At 44.4% G+C, this 17,817-nt stretch carries 11 protein-coding genes; 9 read left to right on the forward strand and 2 right to left on the reverse strand.

Annotated features, from left to right (window positions below; genetic code table 11):
- The first annotated feature begins 7 nt into the window (after positions 1–7).
- The 6 genes from R8G66_26390 (at position 8) to R8G66_26415 (ending at position 9,710) form a co-directional block, all read left to right on the forward strand.
- Positions 8–4,030 carry an AAA domain-containing protein gene (locus R8G66_26390; GenBank protein MDW3195932.1) on the forward strand — a complete coding sequence of 1,341 codons (4,023 nt, stop codon included), beginning with the start codon at positions 8–10 and terminating at the stop codon, positions 4,028–4,030.
- Between the two features lie 552 nt (positions 4,031–4,582).
- Entirely contained in the window at positions 4,583–5,197 is a 615-nt protein-coding gene (locus R8G66_26395; protein ID MDW3195933.1) for a hypothetical protein, read from the forward strand.
- A gap of 74 nt (positions 5,198–5,271) precedes the next feature.
- Positions 5,272–6,639, forward strand: a complete 1,368-nt coding sequence (locus R8G66_26400) for a hypothetical protein (GenBank protein ID MDW3195934.1) — start codon at positions 5,272–5,274, stop codon at positions 6,637–6,639.
- Positions 6,587–7,690 (forward strand): ABC transporter substrate-binding protein, encoded by a 1,104-nt coding sequence (locus R8G66_26405; GenBank protein ID MDW3195935.1) that lies wholly within the window; start codon positions 6,587–6,589, stop codon positions 7,688–7,690. Before R8G66_26400 ends, R8G66_26405 begins: the two co-directional genes overlap by 53 nt.
- Positions 7,687–8,745, forward strand: a complete 1,059-nt coding sequence (locus R8G66_26410; GenBank protein ID MDW3195936.1) for an iron ABC transporter permease — start codon at positions 7,687–7,689, stop codon at positions 8,743–8,745. The genes R8G66_26405 and R8G66_26410 overlap by 4 nt, the downstream gene beginning before the upstream one ends.
- A complete protein-coding gene (locus R8G66_26415) occupies positions 8,742–9,710 on the forward strand; it encodes an ABC transporter ATP-binding protein (protein ID MDW3195937.1) in 969 nt (322 codons plus the stop codon). Before R8G66_26410 ends, R8G66_26415 begins: the two co-directional genes overlap by 4 nt.
- Before the next feature lie 74 nt (positions 9,711–9,784).
- Here the strand turns inward: R8G66_26415 and R8G66_26420 are convergent, their stop codons facing one another.
- Together R8G66_26420 and R8G66_26425 are read right to left on the reverse strand one after the other, a co-directional pair.
- Positions 9,785–10,510 carry a LytTR family DNA-binding domain-containing protein gene (locus R8G66_26420; GenBank protein ID MDW3195938.1) on the reverse strand — a complete coding sequence of 242 codons (726 nt, stop codon included), beginning with the start codon at positions 10,508–10,510 and terminating at the stop codon, positions 9,785–9,787.
- Positions 10,507–11,616, reverse strand: coding sequence for a histidine kinase (locus R8G66_26425; GenBank protein MDW3195939.1), 1,110 nt, complete (start codon positions 11,614–11,616; stop codon positions 10,507–10,509). The genes R8G66_26420 and R8G66_26425 overlap by 4 nt, the downstream gene beginning before the upstream one ends.
- A gap of 216 nt (positions 11,617–11,832) precedes the next feature.
- Here R8G66_26425 and R8G66_26430 point away from each other — a divergent pair, with 216 nt between their 5' ends.
- The 3 genes from R8G66_26430 to R8G66_26440 are packed head-to-tail and all read left to right on the forward strand — an operon-like array spanning position 11,833 to position 17,709.
- Positions 11,833–13,152: a carboxypeptidase-like regulatory domain-containing protein gene (locus R8G66_26430; protein ID MDW3195940.1), complete on the forward strand. Its 1,320-nt coding sequence runs from the start codon at positions 11,833–11,835 to the stop codon at positions 13,150–13,152.
- A gap of 24 nt (positions 13,153–13,176) precedes the next feature.
- Positions 13,177–14,070 (forward strand): ABC transporter ATP-binding protein, encoded by an 894-nt coding sequence (locus R8G66_26435; GenBank protein ID MDW3195941.1) that lies wholly within the window; start codon positions 13,177–13,179, stop codon positions 14,068–14,070.
- A gap of 24 nt (positions 14,071–14,094) precedes the next feature.
- Complete coding sequence (locus R8G66_26440; GenBank protein ID MDW3195942.1) at positions 14,095–17,709, forward strand: M1 family aminopeptidase; 3,615 nt, start codon at positions 14,095–14,097, stop codon at positions 17,707–17,709.
- The last annotated feature ends 108 nt before the right edge of the window (positions 17,710–17,817 follow it).

Below are 17,817 nucleotides of genomic sequence, written 5' to 3' on the forward strand. Positions count from 1 at the left end.
TTGCTTCATGCATCAAATTCTCCAATCCTACCTCAGACGCCTGACCAATCTCTCCGGGAGTAATAGATCTTTACTGCTTCTAAGGCTGGTTTCCGAACAATGCATTGACCTTCATGATTACAATTTTGCCCTGAATGAACCCAGCTTCAACATCATTAAGCAACTCATCGGGCATGACAGCACCATTGATCTGACGCAGGAAATAGATAGCAGAGACGCGGATGCGAATCGGTTGGGAAAAAAATTGAAGCGGCTGGAAAGAATTGACAAGTTCATTTTCGAGGAGCGCGGAGCCAAAGACCTTTATGTAGGTTGGCCATTTGTTCGGGGAAAGTTTTCCGACGACACCCTGGTACGTGGGCCATTGCTTTTTTTTCCCATCGAATTGATCAATAAGAATAATCTATGGTCACTTAGGCTTAGAAAAGATGTCAACATCACTTTTAACAAGTCTTTTTTACTGGCCTATTCCTTTTTCAACCAAACGCCACTGGATGAAGAGTTGCTAGAGACCACATTCAATGATTTTGATCGGGACCCAACCGTTTTCAGAACCCAGCTGTATGAGCTATTGAAAAACAGCAACCTGGAGATCAATTTCAATCAGGACAATTTCATGGATGAGCTCAAGCCTTTCAAGGACTTTAAGCGAGCTGACTATGAATCACAGGAAAAGACCGGAAGCCTCAAACTCTTCCCGGAGGCTGTGCTGGGAATTTTTCCTCAAGCAGGATCTTACCTTGTTCCTGATTACATCGATCTGATCGAAAATGATAAGATCAAAGACCTTGAAGACTTCTTTTTTCAGCGCCAAAGAGAAGACCTGGAAGACGAGGGTGACACCCGGTTTTCAGACCGTTTGTTAGAAGAAAACACCTTTACCCCTTTTGAGCTGGATGCTTATCAGGAAAGGGCACTCGGTTTGATCAAAAAAGGGAATTCCATGATCGTGCAGGGACCTCCGGGAACCGGAAAGTCCCAGTTGATCTCGAATCTAATCTGCGACTACATTGCCAGAGGCAAAAACATCTTGCTGGTCTGCCAGAAAAAGGCGGCTTTGGATGTCGTGTACGAGCGCCTTAAAAGTAAAGACCTGCACAACTCCATTGGCCTGGTCCATGACTTCAAGAATGACCGAAAGGACATTTTTCAGCAGATCGCAACTCAGATCGATCGAATTGACGAATACAAGCAAAAGAACAATGGCCTGGATGCCATTCAGCTGGAAAGATCCTTTCAGCAAGCCAGCCGAAAAATCGACCAAAGCGTTGAAGAGCTGGAGGAATTCAAAACCATGCTTTTTGATGTGTCAGAATGTGGAAAGTCAATCAAGGAGCTTTACCTCAGTTCTGATCCAACCACGCTGGCCATTCCGCTCAATCAGGAATATCGATCCTTCCATTATCATGATGTTGAGGCCTTCAAAAACAGATTGTCCCTATACTTGAAATATTACCGCGAATTTGAAGGTAAAAAGCACTTTTGGATCGGAGGAAAATCTTTTGCGCAGCACTCGGTAAGTGATCTGGTCAACATCAGGAATACCGTTACCGAGGTGGTAAGGTATGCGGTAGAAATTGAGCAAAAGGCGCATGAGATCATTCACAAACCAGTTGATTTTGAATCTGCCCAACTACTGGCTGATAAGCCTGAAGAATTGGAACGCCTGATCTCGAATCTGGATAACGAACGTGCTTATCGGTATTTTCAGCACATTGTCACTGAAGCGCCAATTTCCAAGTCGGAATGGCTGGCCGAACAAGAACGTCGCATGATGCAGTGTTTCAAAGGCTATGGGCCAGAAAATTCGCTAAAGGCAGCTGAACTAGGTAAATTTCAGCTAGCCCTGGAACACGCCATCAACGCGCAAAAAGGCGTCTTTAGCTGGCTACGCTGGAAGTTATTTTCCGCTGACAGGAATTTCATCAGACAGGTACTGCAAGCGAATGAGCTCAAAGCAAACCGGGAAGGGTTTCAGGTATTGCTCGACAAGATTGACAATCGGTTGAACTACGAGCATGTACTCTCAGAATTACAACAGACCAGATGGCTCAGTGATTTCCCTCAAAGTTTGAAGAAGACAGAGACGCAGAACTGGTTCTTCTATCAGAAACTGGCACTTAATACCTACGAGCTTTTGGATCAACTGCGACCATTGGAGTCGCTCATTCCATTTCACAAAAACGAACGCAAATCCCAACTGAGTACGCTGGCGCAGCTCCAGACATTGGTCAAAGAAATTCCCGTAAACCGAGCCCGTTGGGGTACTTATCTATCAGACCAGCAAATTCGATCCCTCACGTTGAAAAAGGTATCAGTGAATGAAGTGGTTACTGCACTGAACAGGGATTTTGATAAGATCTATGACTACCACGGTTTACGTGATGGATTCTCTCAGATAGAAATGAAGATCATCGAAGACCTGCTGGACGCTTCGAGTGAAGATCTGAATCCGGAAACGATCATGGTACTGTTCAATAACAGCCTGGCACTGGCCTGGATTGACCACATCGAAACGAAGTATCCGATCCTGCGGTCTGTTTCCTCGCATCACCTGGAAACGCTTGAAAAAACCTTGAAAGATGCGGTAGAAGACAAAAAACAAGTCAGCTCCGACATCCTACTCCTGAAATCGCGCGAACGCACCTACGAAGACCTTGAATATAATCGCCTCAACAATCTGGTCACCTACCGCGACCTGTACCATCAGGTGACCAAAAAGCGACGCATCTGGCCTATTCGGCGTGTCGTGACCAACTTCAGCGAAGAGCTATTCAAACTATTGCCTTGCTGGATGGCTTCTCCGGAATCCGCTTCCGCCATATTCCCGATGCAGGAAATGTTTGATTTGGTGATTTTCGATGAAGCTTCTCAGTGTTTTGCAGAAAAGGCCGTTCCGGCGCTGTATCGTGGCAAGCAGGTAGTCATTGCCGGTGATAGCAAACAGTTGAAACCCTTCGATATGTATCGGGTCCGTTGGGAAGAGGAAAATGCGGACGATGTGCCGGAATTGGAAATTGATTCGCTGCTGGACCTTGCCCAACAGTTTTTACCTGACACCAGCCTTGCTGGCCATTACCGCAGCCAATCGCTGGAGCTGATCGACTTCTCTAATCAGCATTTCTATGACGGCAGGTTACACATGCTCCCAGCTTTTGAAGCTCTGAATCAGGCCGAACCAGCCATCTCTTACATGAAAGTTGAGGAGGGGATTTGGGAAAACAACATCAATGAAGCGGAGGCTCTGGAAGTGGTCAACATGATTTTTTCTATTCAGGAAAATGATCCGAAGCTATCTATTGGTGTGGTAACTTTCAATGCCCGTCAACAAAGTCATATTCTCGACCTCCTTGAGACCCGAGCCATAGCACTGGAAAAATCGTTGCCTGACAATCTGATCGTGAAAAACATCGAAAACATCCAGGGCGATGAACGGGATGTGATCATTTTCAGCACGGCCTACGCGCCTGACAAAAAGGGGAAACTGCAAATGCGGTTTGGTCCATTGAATCAACAAGGAGGAGAAAATCGATTGAACGTTGCTGTCACCAGAGCACGAATAAAGATCTATGTCATATCCAGTATTCTTCCTGTACAAATACGCGCCGAAGACACCAAGAATCCCGGACCTCTACTTTTCAAAAAATTCCTGGAGCATGCCTGGTCCGTCAGTAACAAGGATTGGCAACCTGGGGTGACGATGTTTGAACAACACGCTGATCGCTGGTATTTAAGAAATCGCCTACAGTTGCCCCAATTCCACGGCTTTCCTCAATTGGAATTACAAAAAACCTATCAATTTGCAGATCTCACCATTCAAAATGGCCCGGACAACAAAGGCATTGTCCTCACGGATGATGAGGTATTCCATGACAGTCCATCGGTGAAGGATGCCTTCGTTTACTTCCCCAATCTACTGGCCGATAAAAAATGGCCGTACTCCCGTATTTACTCTAGGGCCTTCTGGCTAGACCGGGACACCATTCAGGAACGCATGAAAATGTTTTTGAATCGGGTAGCGGAGGATTAGTGACACCTTAATTTAGATAGAGAAGGTTCAATGATTAATTTCTGGATACAAGCTCAGGAGTGCTTGATCGTTTATGGTTATTAAAGTTTTTGGTTGAGTAAATGCTAGTAGGCGAGGCTTCAATTATCTCGGTAGGTTTTAAATCATCCTAAAAAATTGAATTGAGCCAACCTAATCCTTCACAAATTTCTTTAACATTCCCCCGCCTCCTGATTTATAAAAAGTGTCTCAGTCCCACTTTCCAAAGGGGGTGCCTGAAAGGCGGGGGATTTTATCTATTCAATATAAAATCCCAGTTGCCAGTTTTATTACCAGGTAGGTGCCCTGAGTTTATCGAAGGGCAAAAAAAAGAGCAATCCGATAAAAATCAGATTGCTCCCAAAACAACTAAAGGCTGTAGCCGAGCGGCTACAGTACTGTAAATATATGAAAATTTGACTTATTACGGGTCACGAATTAACATTTCATGTACAGTTTGCATCATTTTACGGATGTTTGTGTGGTAAAAAGTCCTTTCACAGAAGCGCAAAAACACCTAATAAACCTCACCAGATGGCACTTTCCCTACAAATTTTAGCTAAAAACGGGCAAGGAGCCCGATGCAGATTTACCCAAAACGGATCGATTCTTTCCTTTCGGGAAGTTTTGAATCTTTGGCAATTTTCTGTGGAAGCAACCAAGAATTACGTGCAGCAAATCAAAAACCTGGGCTTTGATCAATGCTACTGGGAACACCCTGCCTTAACGCAGGCCACAATGGACTTTCCTTACGAATGCATGATCTTGAAAACAGAGCAGTTCACCAGACGCCAGGTGGACACAGAATCTTTTTCGGCTCATTTGCATCAGGAGAAATCGGTGGCAGTGTTTGATAACCTTGGTCGCAATGCTCGTTTGGTGGTCCCGACGTTAAAATCGGACAAGGAATATTACAAACACTTTGGGATCTTTCTGAACGCTGCCCCTGAAAATCAAGTACTGGCAGTTTTACAAGCCGTAGGAGAAAGTGTGCTGGAAGAAGTAAATCGAGGTAAATGCATATGGCTCTCTACTGCGGGATTGGGTGTCATCTGGCTACACATTCGACTCGATACTGTACCCAAATATTACAAAACAAAAACCTACAAATCCGCGTCGTTCCTAAGTCAATCGCATAATGCAGGGTGAGTACTCCAATTGTCTACTCCATTCGTTTTCGATTCTTGGGATTTTTCCAGACATTTGAATAGGACTTCAGTTCTATGCTTCACCGACTTGCCATTTTATTGCTTACCTGCTTTTGCGGGGTAACTCTTGTCTTTGCCCAAGAAAAGGTTTTCGATATTCCTATTGAAACCCCCAATAAGGAATTCTCTTCCCATTATGTTCAGGACCGAACCCTTAATCAATCTTACCTGCTTCGAGTGGCCTACGATGAAGTAGATGTTTTCGTACTGAATGATTCCATGAAAGTCCAGTTCAACAAGACTTTCAAAATCGGACTCAAAGAAGAAAAATTCTACCTTAACGAATTACTGGGTTTTACAGCTGAGAATGGCGTAATTCACGGCTATTATACGAATTACAATGTCACCATTCCCGGCTACTTGCAATTCAACATGCGTGCCCGCGGGGTAAAGCGAGGACAATTGCCCTTTGATTTGGACAAAAAGGATGAGTACTTATTCCACTTCATCAAAGATGGCGTCTTCTACATGGCGTCGGCCACCCGCAAAAGCAGCGTGATGAAGATCTACAAGATCATGACCCCTAAAAATATCAAGAGGTACTTGTACCGCGTAGACGAATACCGCGACTTCCACGACATGTTCAAAGTCTTCAGTGATCCGAAACCTATGGACGTTGCTGTTATTTACGAGGATGTTCCCTCTGACTTATCCCTGGCCACCAAGAAGATCAAGGCTTATGTTCGTGACGAAACTCTGGACGTGACTTTCGAAAGCAACCTGGGAACGGAATTGATCTCTTTTGATCTTGACAGTGCCATCTACACGGAAAAAGTGATCCCTTACGTAAAGTTGAAGAGCAAGGGATACACGAATAATTCGAATTCATTCATTCATGGAGATCTGCAATTTGTTGCCCGATCTTCTGGCAAGGAAGTATTCTTGTATGTCAAGGAAACAGATGACGCAAGAATCCTGTTTGAAAATCGCTTCACTGCTGAAATGAAAGAAATCCCATTTACCAACGAGTTACCAAGTGGTGAGACCATTTTTACCAGTTCCAGCTTCTATAGAAATACACCACGGGATTTTCTACGCGTGTTGGCCAATCGCAATGTCGGGATTGTAGCAACGGACATGGGAGACCATTACCTGCTTACCCTGGGCAATTATGAAGAGTTGAAACAACCATTATCCAACCCCTACAGCAGTAAATTATCCGGACGTCAACCAGGCACATCTTCTTACATCCAAACCAAGCTTTCAAAGGATTTTGAATGGATGGATGATACGATCAAAAAAATCGAAGAAAATTCATTTGATGACTGGTTTGACGAAAAAGACATCAAAGCAAGATATGTTTACGCCTTCGAACATGCAGGCGAAAAATATGTCAGTTTCCTGGACCGAAAGAAAAAGACTTACAACCTATACGTTTATTAAGGCAACTGGCCTTTTTATAGCAATTCTTTGCTTCATTAGTTGTTCCAGTACTGAAAAGAAGACCGTTGCGCAGATCACCGAGTTGGACTATGCCACGCAATTACAAATTACTGAAAGTACAATTACCGTACAAGAGGCATGGCCGGGAGCATCACCAAAACAATACAACATTCCGAACAAAACACCAGAGCGCATCATTTGTACCTCAACGTCGCATTTATATTGCCTGGAATTATTGGGTCTGGAAAATAAGCTGGTCGGTTTTCCGAATGTGAAGTACATCTCCTCATCCAAGATCCGTGAACAGGTGGAAAAAGGAGAAGTTTCAGACGTTGGGAAAGACGGAAACCTCAATTTGGAATTGATCATTGGGCTTCAGCCTGATCTTGTGATCGGATTCGACGCTATTGGAAACTCTGATGACCTCCAGCGAATATCAGCCGCTGGTATTCCCGTCATTCTGAATGCGGACTTCATGGAAACTTCCGCTTTAGGAAAAGCAGAATGGATCAAGTTCTTCGGGGTGCTCGTAGGCGAAAGTACCCTCGCAGATTCGATATTTGGCCAAATCGAACAGGACTATCAGGCCTTACAGGCATTGACTAAAAATGTCGCCAATCGCCCAACCATACTTAGTGGAAATGTTTATGGTGATACCTGGTTTTTACCCGGAGGCCAAAATAATATGGCGAAGTTTTTTGAAGATGCCGGTGGTAGCTACACCTGGTCCGAAGACAGCACTACCAGCTGGCTGGAGTTGAGCTTTGAAAGTGTCTTTGAAAAAGCCCGGGAAGCCGATCTCTGGATTGGCATGGGGTCGTTCTCTTCTCTGGAAGAAATCGCTACACAAGATGCCAGATACATAGATTTTACAGCCTATCAAAAAGGCAAGGCTTTCAACTACAATAATCGGCAGATTCCCGATGGAGGCAATGATTTCTTCGAGTCCGGCTACATGCGACCCGATCTGGTATTAGCGGACCTGATTCACATCATTCACCCCGAATTACTGCCTGATCACGAGCTTTACTATTTTCGTAAGCTCCCATGATAGAAAGCTATCTTCAACGATCCAAAAAACGCTGGACAATCATTTTTGTCTTGCTCATGCTATTGGTCGTTGTGCTATTCATCACCAATCTCAGTTTAGGGTCAGTTTACATTCCTTTTTCCAATTTCTGGCAATACTTCTCTGATTCGGGAACGGGCAAGGAAAGCTGGGACCTGATCATCCGTAACTTCAGGCTACCCAAAGCATGGACTGCCGTTTTCACGGGTGCAGCACTAGGAGTAAGCGGGCTACAAATGCAAACCCTGTTCCGAAATCCATTGGCTGGACCATTTATTCTGGGCATTAGCTCCGGAGCAGGGCTGGGGGTAGCACTAGCCATCTTCACAGGGATCTATTTCGGGTTCTTTTTTGACCTCACCGGACTTGGGAGAAGCTGGACCACTGTCATTGCTGCTGGTGTCGGAAGTTTTCTGGTGTTGATCACTATTTTGCTCGCCTCCTCGAGGTTGAAAGATGGTGTCAGCCTATTGATTGTAGGTCTGATGTTTGGTACCATCGCCAGTGCAATCGTTGGGATCTTACAGTTTTTCAGTCAGGCCGAAAACATCCAGGCCTATGTGATCTGGTCATTCGGTAGTCTGGGTGGGGTTTCGCAACAGGAGCTCATCGTATTTCAATGGATCATATTTGCCGGACTTATCCTTGCGATGGCATTGTCCAAGCCACTCAACGCCCTGCTCTTGGGTGAACAGTACGCAGCCAGTATTGGACTGAACCTAAAACGGATCCGGTTTCTCGTCATCCTGAACACCAGCTTACTGGCCGGTACAGTTACTGCTTTTTGTGGCCCCGTGGCCTTTATTGGCTTGGCCGTTCCTCACTTAGTTCGGATGCTGTTCAATACCTCGAATCACCTCCAATTGACACCACTGATCATCTTGTTTGGCAGCGGACTGGTTTTGATTTTTGACATCATCAGTCAGGTTCCCGGCTCTGATCTCACACTTCCGCTAAATGCGGTAACAGCTCTATTTGGCGGGCCATTTGTCATTTGGGTATTGCTAAAAAAACGCACCATCAATTTTTCGGGATGAGTTTGCTTTCGACACATGATCTAGCCATTGGCTATCCCGGCAAACCAGCCCTGCAAAAGGATTTGAATCTTGCTGTTAATCAGGGGCAGATCATTTCATTGATGGGGCAAAATGGCGTGGGCAAGACCACCTTCCTGAAAACCATCAATGGACTGCTCCCTGTAATTTCCGGAGAAGTACGCATGAACGGCCAGAGCCTGGAAAAACTTTCCAGGCTGGAGATCGCCAAAGACTGTGCGCTGGTATTGACCGAAAAACCTGCCAATCATCAACTGTCGGTAATCGATCTGGTGGCCATGGGTCGGCACCCCTACTCCAATTGGCTAGGACTTTTATCACAGGAAGATAAAACAGCAGTGGAATCGGCCATTCATCAAACGAAGATCGATTACATCGCCGAACGAAAAATCGGAGAACTGAGTGACGGTCAATTACAAAAAGTGATGATTGCTCGGGCGTTAGCTCAGGATACGAACCTCATCATTTTGGATGAACCTGTCGCCCACCTGGACCTGAACAATAAAATTGAGGTGATGCGACTGCTTCGTGAGATCGCAAAGCAAGGAAAAGGTATTCTGATCTCGACCCATGACATCCAGGTTACGACACAGTTATCCGATGAGTTGTGGTTGTTTGGTTTTGGCACGCAAGTTCAAACGGGCATTCCTGAAGACCTCATCCTCAATGGACAGTTAGAAAAAACCCTCTACCTCGAGCATCACCACTACGATTTTGTGCACCATCGTCTCCTCAATGTAGCATCCGGGCCAGCCATCCAACTGACTGGTGACGAAGATGTGGCATACTGGACGGAACAAGCGTTGGTCAGGGCTGGTTATCAGGTTGGAGCATCAGAAATAGTGGTCGAATGCCAATCAACATCATGGTCCTTACAGAACGAGGATTATTCGACGATTGCAGGATTAATTGAGGGGGTGAGGGGAGTTAGAAACGCGGAAATTTAATGGGTACTCGATGCAATCGAGGGTCACAACCGTAATAAATCCAAGCACCCTAAACCAACCTCCGCTTCATGGCTTCACATCCATCCCGCACTCTTGAGTCGGTTCATGAATGCTTGCTTGTAAGTCTCACCTATCGGCAGGGGCACCTCACCAATGATCACGCGGGCCTTTTCGATTTCTTTGATCTTATCAATTGCTACCACGAATGATTTATGAATGCGAATGAAATTTTTGGCCGGGAGCTTATCCAGCAGGTCATTGAAGGACATGAGTGTTAATACGCGTTCGGCAGTCGTGTGGATGGCCAGGTAATCCTTCATTCCTTCGATGTACTGAATGTCCTTGAGCGCGATCTGTTGCCATTTAAACTCCGTCTTTACGAAAATGAAGTCGTTTTGCTCCGTTTTAGGGGCCGGTGCGGAAGATTTAGCCGTCTTCCCGTTAGAAGCTCTTTCCAGGGCCTTTTGCGAGGATTTCAGAAAACGTCCAAAGGAGATCGGCTTCAGCAAATAATCCGTAATGTCCAGTTCATAGCCCTCCATGGCATATTCACTGTAGGCCGTGGTAAAGATGATTTGAGGCTTTTGCTTCAGTACCTGCACCAATTGCGTCCCCAGTAATTGCGGCATTTGAATGTCTAGAAACAACAAGTCTACTTGTTCATCTTGCAAGAAGGACAAGACTTCCATCCCATCGTCAAACTTGCCTTTCAACTCGAGAAAAGGTACTTGCTCGATATAATCCACAATTTTTTCGAGCGCCAAGGGCTCATCATCAACAGCTATACAGGTTAACTTCATCCTTCTTTAGTTTGAGGTGCTTCAGGTTCTTCCAAATTTACATTAAGCGATACGGTATAATAGCCATTTGCTACATGAGTATTTAACGCGTATCGGTTTTCATACAACAGATCCAGTCTTCGTTCTACATTCTTCAGCCCTATACCCCCTACTTTATCCTTTTGCTCCAAATGATTGGGATCATATGAATTTCTACAATTGAATCGCAACAAAGAATCTTCCATTTCTATGGACACTTCTATGACTCTGCGTCCATCAATGATATTTGCGTGCTTAAAGGCATTCTCCACAAAAACAATGAACAACATGGGTGCGATTTTCTGCCCGGCTACTGGCCCTTTACATTCGAAATTGACCACATCTGTGGCTTTCATCCGAATGCGTTGCAGGTCGAAATAGCTGGACAGGTATTCGATCTCGCTATTCAACAGCACGTGGTTGGCATTACTATCATACAGCATGTAGCGCATGATGGCCGATAGCTTATGAACTGCTTCAGATCCTTCCGGAGACACTTTATAGATCAGTGAATCAATGCTATTCAAGACATTGAACAAAAAATGTGGGTTTACCTGGTTTCGAAGCAAATCCAATTCGCCTTGCATTCTTCTTCTTTCAAGCTCCTTCTTCATTTGCTGATTCTTGAACCAGTCTACGGTGATCCGTACGGCAATCGAAAAAGGAACGAGTCCTAAAATTGTATTGAACCTGCGTGCAAGCTCCTGCCAATGCAAATATTCATGATCCTCTTCCAGGCTGAATTGAACAGAAGGCAAGGATTTTATAGCAAAAAGACTATCAAACCCATATTTCAATGGTGGATAGACCAGCATCAGCAAAATCACCACACCTATAAAAGACCAGGTTTTGCGTCCCAGCCAATTGGGGACCAGATAAGAATAAAAGGTATAGAAGATGGCCAGCTTGACAGGTACATTGATCACCAGCCATCCCAGGTATTCATGCAACTGCATTTGGTCCACGCCGACCATGAGCACACCGATCATGACAAAATAAAACGTCCACCACAGGATATGATAAATGCCCGTTTGTCGGTTTAGCCTGGAAAAAAGGCGATCTCTTAAATTTTCTAATCGATTTGCCATTGATCAAATGTACGTGGCTTTTCAATTCAGGTCGAACACCTGCGCAGCTTCTCGACCAATATGGTGATTGTATCTACCAACAGGGGTATTGAACCGCCCACCTGTTTGAAAGGATAAAAAAGGGTGTTGGTAGATTAGTTTCGGAGGTTTATCCATTCCTTTTTTTAGAGTGTGCAACGATATCTACTTTAGTTTCATCATTTGACTATTAATCAAATGCAATTAGTAAAAATGCCAAAGGTCAAAAACACATTTTTCCTATTTCTATACCTGGTGTCCGCAGGGTTGGTCGCCCAGGATACCAGGTTACTTTCAGGTACCATCTATGACGCGGCTACCGGAGAAACACTCCCCTTTGCCACCGTCAGTCTAAAAGGAACATCGTTAGGTACCGTGTCAAATTCCCAGGGAATTTACAATTTCAGAATTCCCTCTCGATCTCAATATCCTTTAGTTGCCAATTTCATTGGATACGAACCTTTTGAAATTGCGATTGCCGACATCAAAGAAGATCGAATGGACATCAGGCTCAAAAGTTCTTCCATTGAATTAAAAGAATTGACGATCCGTCCACTCACTGCAGCCGAGTATGTGAAACTGGCAGTATCCAAATTCCCTCAGAATTACGCCAATGAACCGTTTCAGACACAAGCTTACTACCGCGAGAAATTCGCTGAAAATGGCAATCCGTTGAAATACACCGAGGGCTACTTCAAAAGCCATTATCCTAACTATGTCAGTGGAGATTCCACACAACATCGATTGCTTCTATATAATGAGGTTGATGATCCGGCTGAACTGGCTTTCATGCTTAGAAAACGCAATAAGAAGGAAGCCAAAAAACGCAAAAAGGCCGAAAAGAAAGGTGAAGAATATGAAGCGGATGAAGGTGGTGAATTGATTCAGGCTTCATTCGGAGGCCCTTCCAGCATCTTATCCGATGATCCTATCAGCTCTACTGAAGACTATCTGGACACGCTGAAATTGCACAAAAAGTTCAAATTTGAATACACCGGAGCAGCCAGCTACCTGGGTCGTCAATTGCTCATTGTTTCCTTCAAAAGCAAGGGCAAAGTGGACCATGTCAAAATGGTCGGTAAAATTTATTTCGACTATGATAGCGATGCCATCGTAGCCATCGAATCATCCGGAAAGATCGTGGTGCCTGCCTGGGCAAGGCCCTTCCTTTTCGCTTTCGGACTGGCCATTAACGAACCTACATTCAAACAAACCATCCGATATCAATTGAGAGGGGAAAAATGGTATCCTGAAAACTTCTTTACTCAGGCCAATATTGGCTTGACCAAACGATACATCATGGCGAAAAATGAGCGGTCAGATTTCGAATTCCAGCACTTGTTGTCTATCCATCAACTTGAGATCAAGGACACACCTATTTTAGAAAAAAATCGATTTGATCCTGACGAAGAAATGAAAGAACAGATCAAGCCGGAAGACGGTCTTTCCTGGGAAAAAGTAAGTACGCTTGTCCCGGAAAGTATTTCAGAAAAAGCGACTGAAATCGAAGAAGAATAAAGAATAAGTTAACCTCTAAGAGAAATGAAACTTTCCATTCAAAATTTATCGAAAACCTACGGTAACGGGGTACAGGCACTGAAAGATGTGAACCTGGAAATTCCGGTAGGCATGTATGGCTTACTGGGCCCTAATGGTGCGGGAAAATCCTCACTGATGCGAACCATCGCTACGTTGCAGGAACCAGATACAGGATCAATCACTTTGGGTGAGTTGGACGTACTGAAGCAAAAGGATGAAGTACGAAAGATCCTGGGCTACTTGCCTCAGGAATTTGGTGTGTATCCTAAAGTATCTGCCGAAGTATTGCTTGATCACCTGGCCGTATTGAAGGGCATTTCGAATAAAAAAGAAAGGAAAGAGCTGGTACATGCCCTGTTGCACAAAACCAACTTATGGCCAGCAAGAAGAAAAAACCTGGGAGGTTACTCCGGAGGAATGAAGCAACGATTTGGGATCGCACAAGCGCTGCTTTCATCTCCAAAGCTCATCATTGTGGATGAGCCAACAGCAGGGCTGGATCCTGCAGAAAGAAACCGATTTCTGAACCTTCTAAGTGAAATTGGAGAAAACACGGTCGTGATTCTTTCCACACACATCGTGGAAGATGTGGTGGAATTATGTACTAACATGGCCATCATCAATAAGGGCGAAGTGTTGTTAAAAGGTAACCCGCTTCAAACCATCGCCGATATCGAGGGCAAAGTCTGGAGCAAAACCATCAATAAATCGGAATTGGAAGATTATCGAAATAATTTCAATGTGATCTCAGACAGGCTGATCGCCGGAAAACCACAGATACACGTTTTCGCGGACCAGCAGCCTGATCCTTCGTTTGATGGCGTCGCTGCGGACCTGGAGGATGTCTATTTCTCTCAAATATTTGCTAAGCAAGAAGCTGCTTTGTCTGCTGCTTAATTGTCCACGATAAACTTGAATACTATGTGGTATCAAATATTCAAATTCGAATTAGAGTACAGAAAAAAGCGGCCGGCAACCTATATCTATTTTGGTATCCTGCTCGTCATGGCTGCTGTGACCATGTCGACGGATGTCATTCAGATCGGTGGAGCTTCCGGGTTGGTGAAAGAAAATTCGCCAGCTACGGTAGCCAACATGATGGGTATACTTACTGCGGCTATGGCGATGATCACTTCCGCCGTGATGGGAGTAAGCATCTTGCGTGATTTTGAGCACGGTACGGAATCCATGATGTTCACAACGCCCATCACCAAGGGTGACTATCTATTAGGTCGTTTCCTGGGTTCGTTCATTGTAGTGGTCCTGATTTTCCTGGGTGTTCCGGTAGGCTTCATGATTGGAGACGTCATTCAACAAATGACTGACCCGGACAAAGTATTGCCATTCAATACCTGGACATACTTACATCCATTCATTTACTTCGTGATCCCCAACCTGTTTTTTACTGGAGTATTATTCTTTTTCACGGGTGCACTTTCACGAAAAATGCTCATTGTATACGTACAGTGGATGATCCTGTTTGTTTTTTATCAAATCGCTCTGACATTAACCAGTGAAGTAGATAATCAAAACATAGCGGCAGTTTTAGATCCGTTTGCTCTTACTACCATTGGGAACACAACGCAATACTGGACCGTAGCGGAACAGAACTCTCAGGTCATACCAATTGAAGGTGTGGTACTACAAAACCGCTTATTATGGATTGCTGTAGGCATCATTTTCGGTATCATCGGTTATTTCGCATTCAGCTTCAATGTGGTTCGAAATAGTTGGTTTAAAAAGAAAAACAAACAAGCGGATGAAGTCTCTGACACTTCCATTGAGCTTCCGAAAGTGAGTCAAAACCTGGGGATTGGCACCTATTTGCAACAAATTTGGACACAAGCCCGATTCTACTTCTGGTTTGTCGTTAAAGGCATTCCTTTTCAGGCCATAGCCTTATTTGGATTCGTCATACTTATTATCAATTCTTTCTTTATCGGAAGAGTTTTTGGAACCTATACGTACCCTACGACTTATCTCATTTTACAACTGATACAAGGAGCCTTTTCACTCTTCTTTATCATCATTGTGGTGTTCTACTCCGGCGAATTGATTTGGCGTGAACGTGATGTGAAAATCAACCTCATTCAGGATTCCTTGCCTTCTCCTGATTTTGTCGGGCTCATCAGCAAGTTCCTGGGGTTGATTCTGGTTTATGCATCGCTCTCCGTCTTATTGATCATTTTCGGAGTACTCGTGCAAGCATTCAAAGGGTTCTATGAATTCAAGCTGGGCCTTTATTTCACAGCCATGTTTACCGAGACCTTCTCGTTCCTGTTACTTTTCACGCTGTTGGCCTTCTTCATTCAGGTCATGGTCAACAACAAGTTCCTGGGACATGCACTCCTCATCTTGTTTTTCATCACCATGGGTGTTCTGGATTCATTGGGATTAGAACACAGTCTCTTCCAGTTTGGAAGTGCAAGCCTCGGTACATATTCAGAAATGAATGGTTTCGGCCATTTTGTGACTGGCTTCAGCTGGTTTGACCTTTATTGGTTGGCGTTCTCCATCTTCTTATTCGCCGTTTCTGTGATGTTCGCCGTAAGAGGTTCGGAAGCTGCCATGAAGTGGCGTTGGAAAGTAGGCGTGCTACGCTTGCAACGACCCTTGATCACTTTTGGGATCACGGCCTTCATGGTATTTGGATTGTCAGGATGCTACATCTATTACAATACCAACGTCCTGAATACCTATGCCAACTCAGAGGACATTGAAGCATTCCAGGCAGACTATGAACGTACCTATAAGAAGTATGAATTCGTAGCTCAGCCTAAGATCACAGACATGAATTTCCGGGCTGAGCTGTACCCAATGGATCGGAACTACAGCATGGAAGGATACTACATGTTGGTGAACATGGAAGATCACCCAATCGACAGCTTGCATATCCAGTTAGATTTCCAGGATGATTTCAAACATGAATACCTTAAGCTGGACAAGCCATCTACAGTAGTCCTGAATGATGAAAAGTTCAAGTACCTCATTTATGAATTTGATCAGCCACTGCAACCAGGAGATTCTCTGAAGTTCAGCTTTAAGCAGGAATACACCTCGACCGGATTCAAAGAATCAGGAAGCAACACAAGCATCGTCTTCAATGGCACCTTCCTGAACAATATTTCATTGCCTCAGATAGGGTATAATGCCGGGTCCGAGCTAGGAACTGATAATACCCGGAAAGACAATGACCTGGAGCCTAAAGAGCGATTACCTGAACGTGATGACCCAATAGGTCTTAGTAGAAATTTCATTTCAGATGACAGCCATGGGATCAATTTCGAGATTGTAATCGGAACGGAGAAGGATCAAATTGCTGTGGCTCCTGGTTACTTGCAACGCGAGTGGATGGAAAATGATCGTAAATACTTCCATTATAAGATGGACAAGCCCATGTTGCCTTTCTTCAATATCGTTTCTGCACGATATGAAGTAATGAGGGATAAAACCACGATCAATATTGATTCTGCTACTACTCAGGAAATAAACCTGGAAATCTACTACCACGAAGGGCATGAATACAATCTGGAAAGTATGATGAAAGGATTAAAGAACTCTTTCGCCTACTTCTCCGAAAACTTCAGCCCTTATCAGTATCGTCAAATGCGAATCCTGGAATTCCCAAGATATAGCTCGTTTGCTCAGTCTTTTGCGAACACGGTGCCTTTTTCTGAGGCCATCGGATTCATGGTGAAAATTGAAGAAGAGGATGATGTAGATGTGGCTTACTTTGTTACAGCGCATGAAATTGCACATCAATGGTGGGCACATCAGGTGATCGCTGCCGATGTTCAGGGTAGTCAGGTACTATCTGAAACATTGTCTCAATATTCTGCCTTGATGGTGATGAAGCATGAGTACCCAAGAGAGCACATGCAAGAGTTCCTCAAAGAAGAACTCAACCGATACCTGAGAGGAAGAACCAGTGAACAGAAGAAAGAATTACCTCTGGCACTGGCAGAAAATCAGGCCTACATCCACTATGGTAAAGGCGCGAACATCATGTATGCGTTGCAGGACTTCATCAGTGAAGACAGTGTGAATGCTGCATTGAGAAGACTTGCCACAGATTGGCAAGGGCGTCAGAATGGACGCTATCCTACCACGGTGGACTTCATGGAATACATCCGAGCAGTAACACCAGACAGTTTGCAAAATCTGGTAACGGATATGTTTGAGAAGATCGTCCTGTATGAGAATAAAACAGACGAGTCTTTCTATAACAAAATAAGTGAAGATGAATATCTGGTGACCTTAGATCTGGATGTCAAAAAATTCGAAGCAGATAGCGTGGGTAACACCAATGAAGTAGCCCTAAACGAATGGATTGATATCGGAATCTACACAGAAGATGAAGAAGGAGACGAGAAGCTGATCTACCTCGAAAAGCACCTGATCACAGAGCAAGACACGAAGCTCGAGATCAAAGTGGACAAGAAGCCAATAAAGGCTGGGGTCGACCCTTTGTACATCTTCATCGATAGAAACCCGGATGACAATATCGAACCCTGTGAAGAGAAATCTGCGACGTAACGCACGCAAAAAACACAGGTCAAAAATCTCTTTGTAAATACACTACTCTATCGAAAAGACTGGTGCTTCCGGCACCAGTCTTTTTTTTTGTTGCAGTAATGCGGTTAC

The sequence above is a fragment of the Cytophagales bacterium genome (genome assembly GCA_033344775.1).
GTDB lineage: Bacteria > Bacteroidota > Bacteroidia > Cytophagales > Cyclobacteriaceae > JAWPMT01.

Bases quoted from the DNA above. Each gene is read 5' to 3' on its own strand.
- R8G66_26440 (MDW3195942.1), top strand. From the start codon at position 14,095: ATGTGGTATCAAATATTCAAATTCGAATTAGAGTACAGAAAAAAGCGG.
- R8G66_26400 (MDW3195934.1), top strand. From the start codon at position 5,272: ATGCTTCACCGACTTGCCATTTTATTGCTTACCTGCTTTTGCGGGGTA.
- R8G66_26395 (MDW3195933.1), top strand. From the start codon at position 4,583: ATGGCACTTTCCCTACAAATTTTAGCTAAAAACGGGCAAGGAGCCCGA.
- R8G66_26410 (MDW3195936.1), top strand. From the start codon at position 7,687: ATGATAGAAAGCTATCTTCAACGATCCAAAAAACGCTGGACAATCATT.
- R8G66_26425 (MDW3195939.1), bottom strand. From the start codon at position 11,616: ATGGCAAATCGATTAGAAAATTTAAGAGATCGCCTTTTTTCCAGGCTA.
- R8G66_26430 (MDW3195940.1), top strand. From the start codon at position 11,833: ATGCAATTAGTAAAAATGCCAAAGGTCAAAAACACATTTTTCCTATTT.
- R8G66_26415 (MDW3195937.1), top strand. From the start codon at position 8,742: ATGAGTTTGCTTTCGACACATGATCTAGCCATTGGCTATCCCGGCAAA.
- R8G66_26420 (MDW3195938.1), bottom strand. From the start codon at position 10,510: ATGAAGTTAACCTGTATAGCTGTTGATGATGAGCCCTTGGCGCTCGAA.
- R8G66_26390 (MDW3195932.1), top strand. From the start codon at position 8: ATGCATCAAATTCTCCAATCCTACCTCAGACGCCTGACCAATCTCTCC.
- R8G66_26405 (MDW3195935.1), top strand. From the start codon at position 6,587: ATGTCAGTTTCCTGGACCGAAAGAAAAAGACTTACAACCTATACGTTT.
- R8G66_26435 (MDW3195941.1), top strand. From the start codon at position 13,177: ATGAAACTTTCCATTCAAAATTTATCGAAAACCTACGGTAACGGGGTA.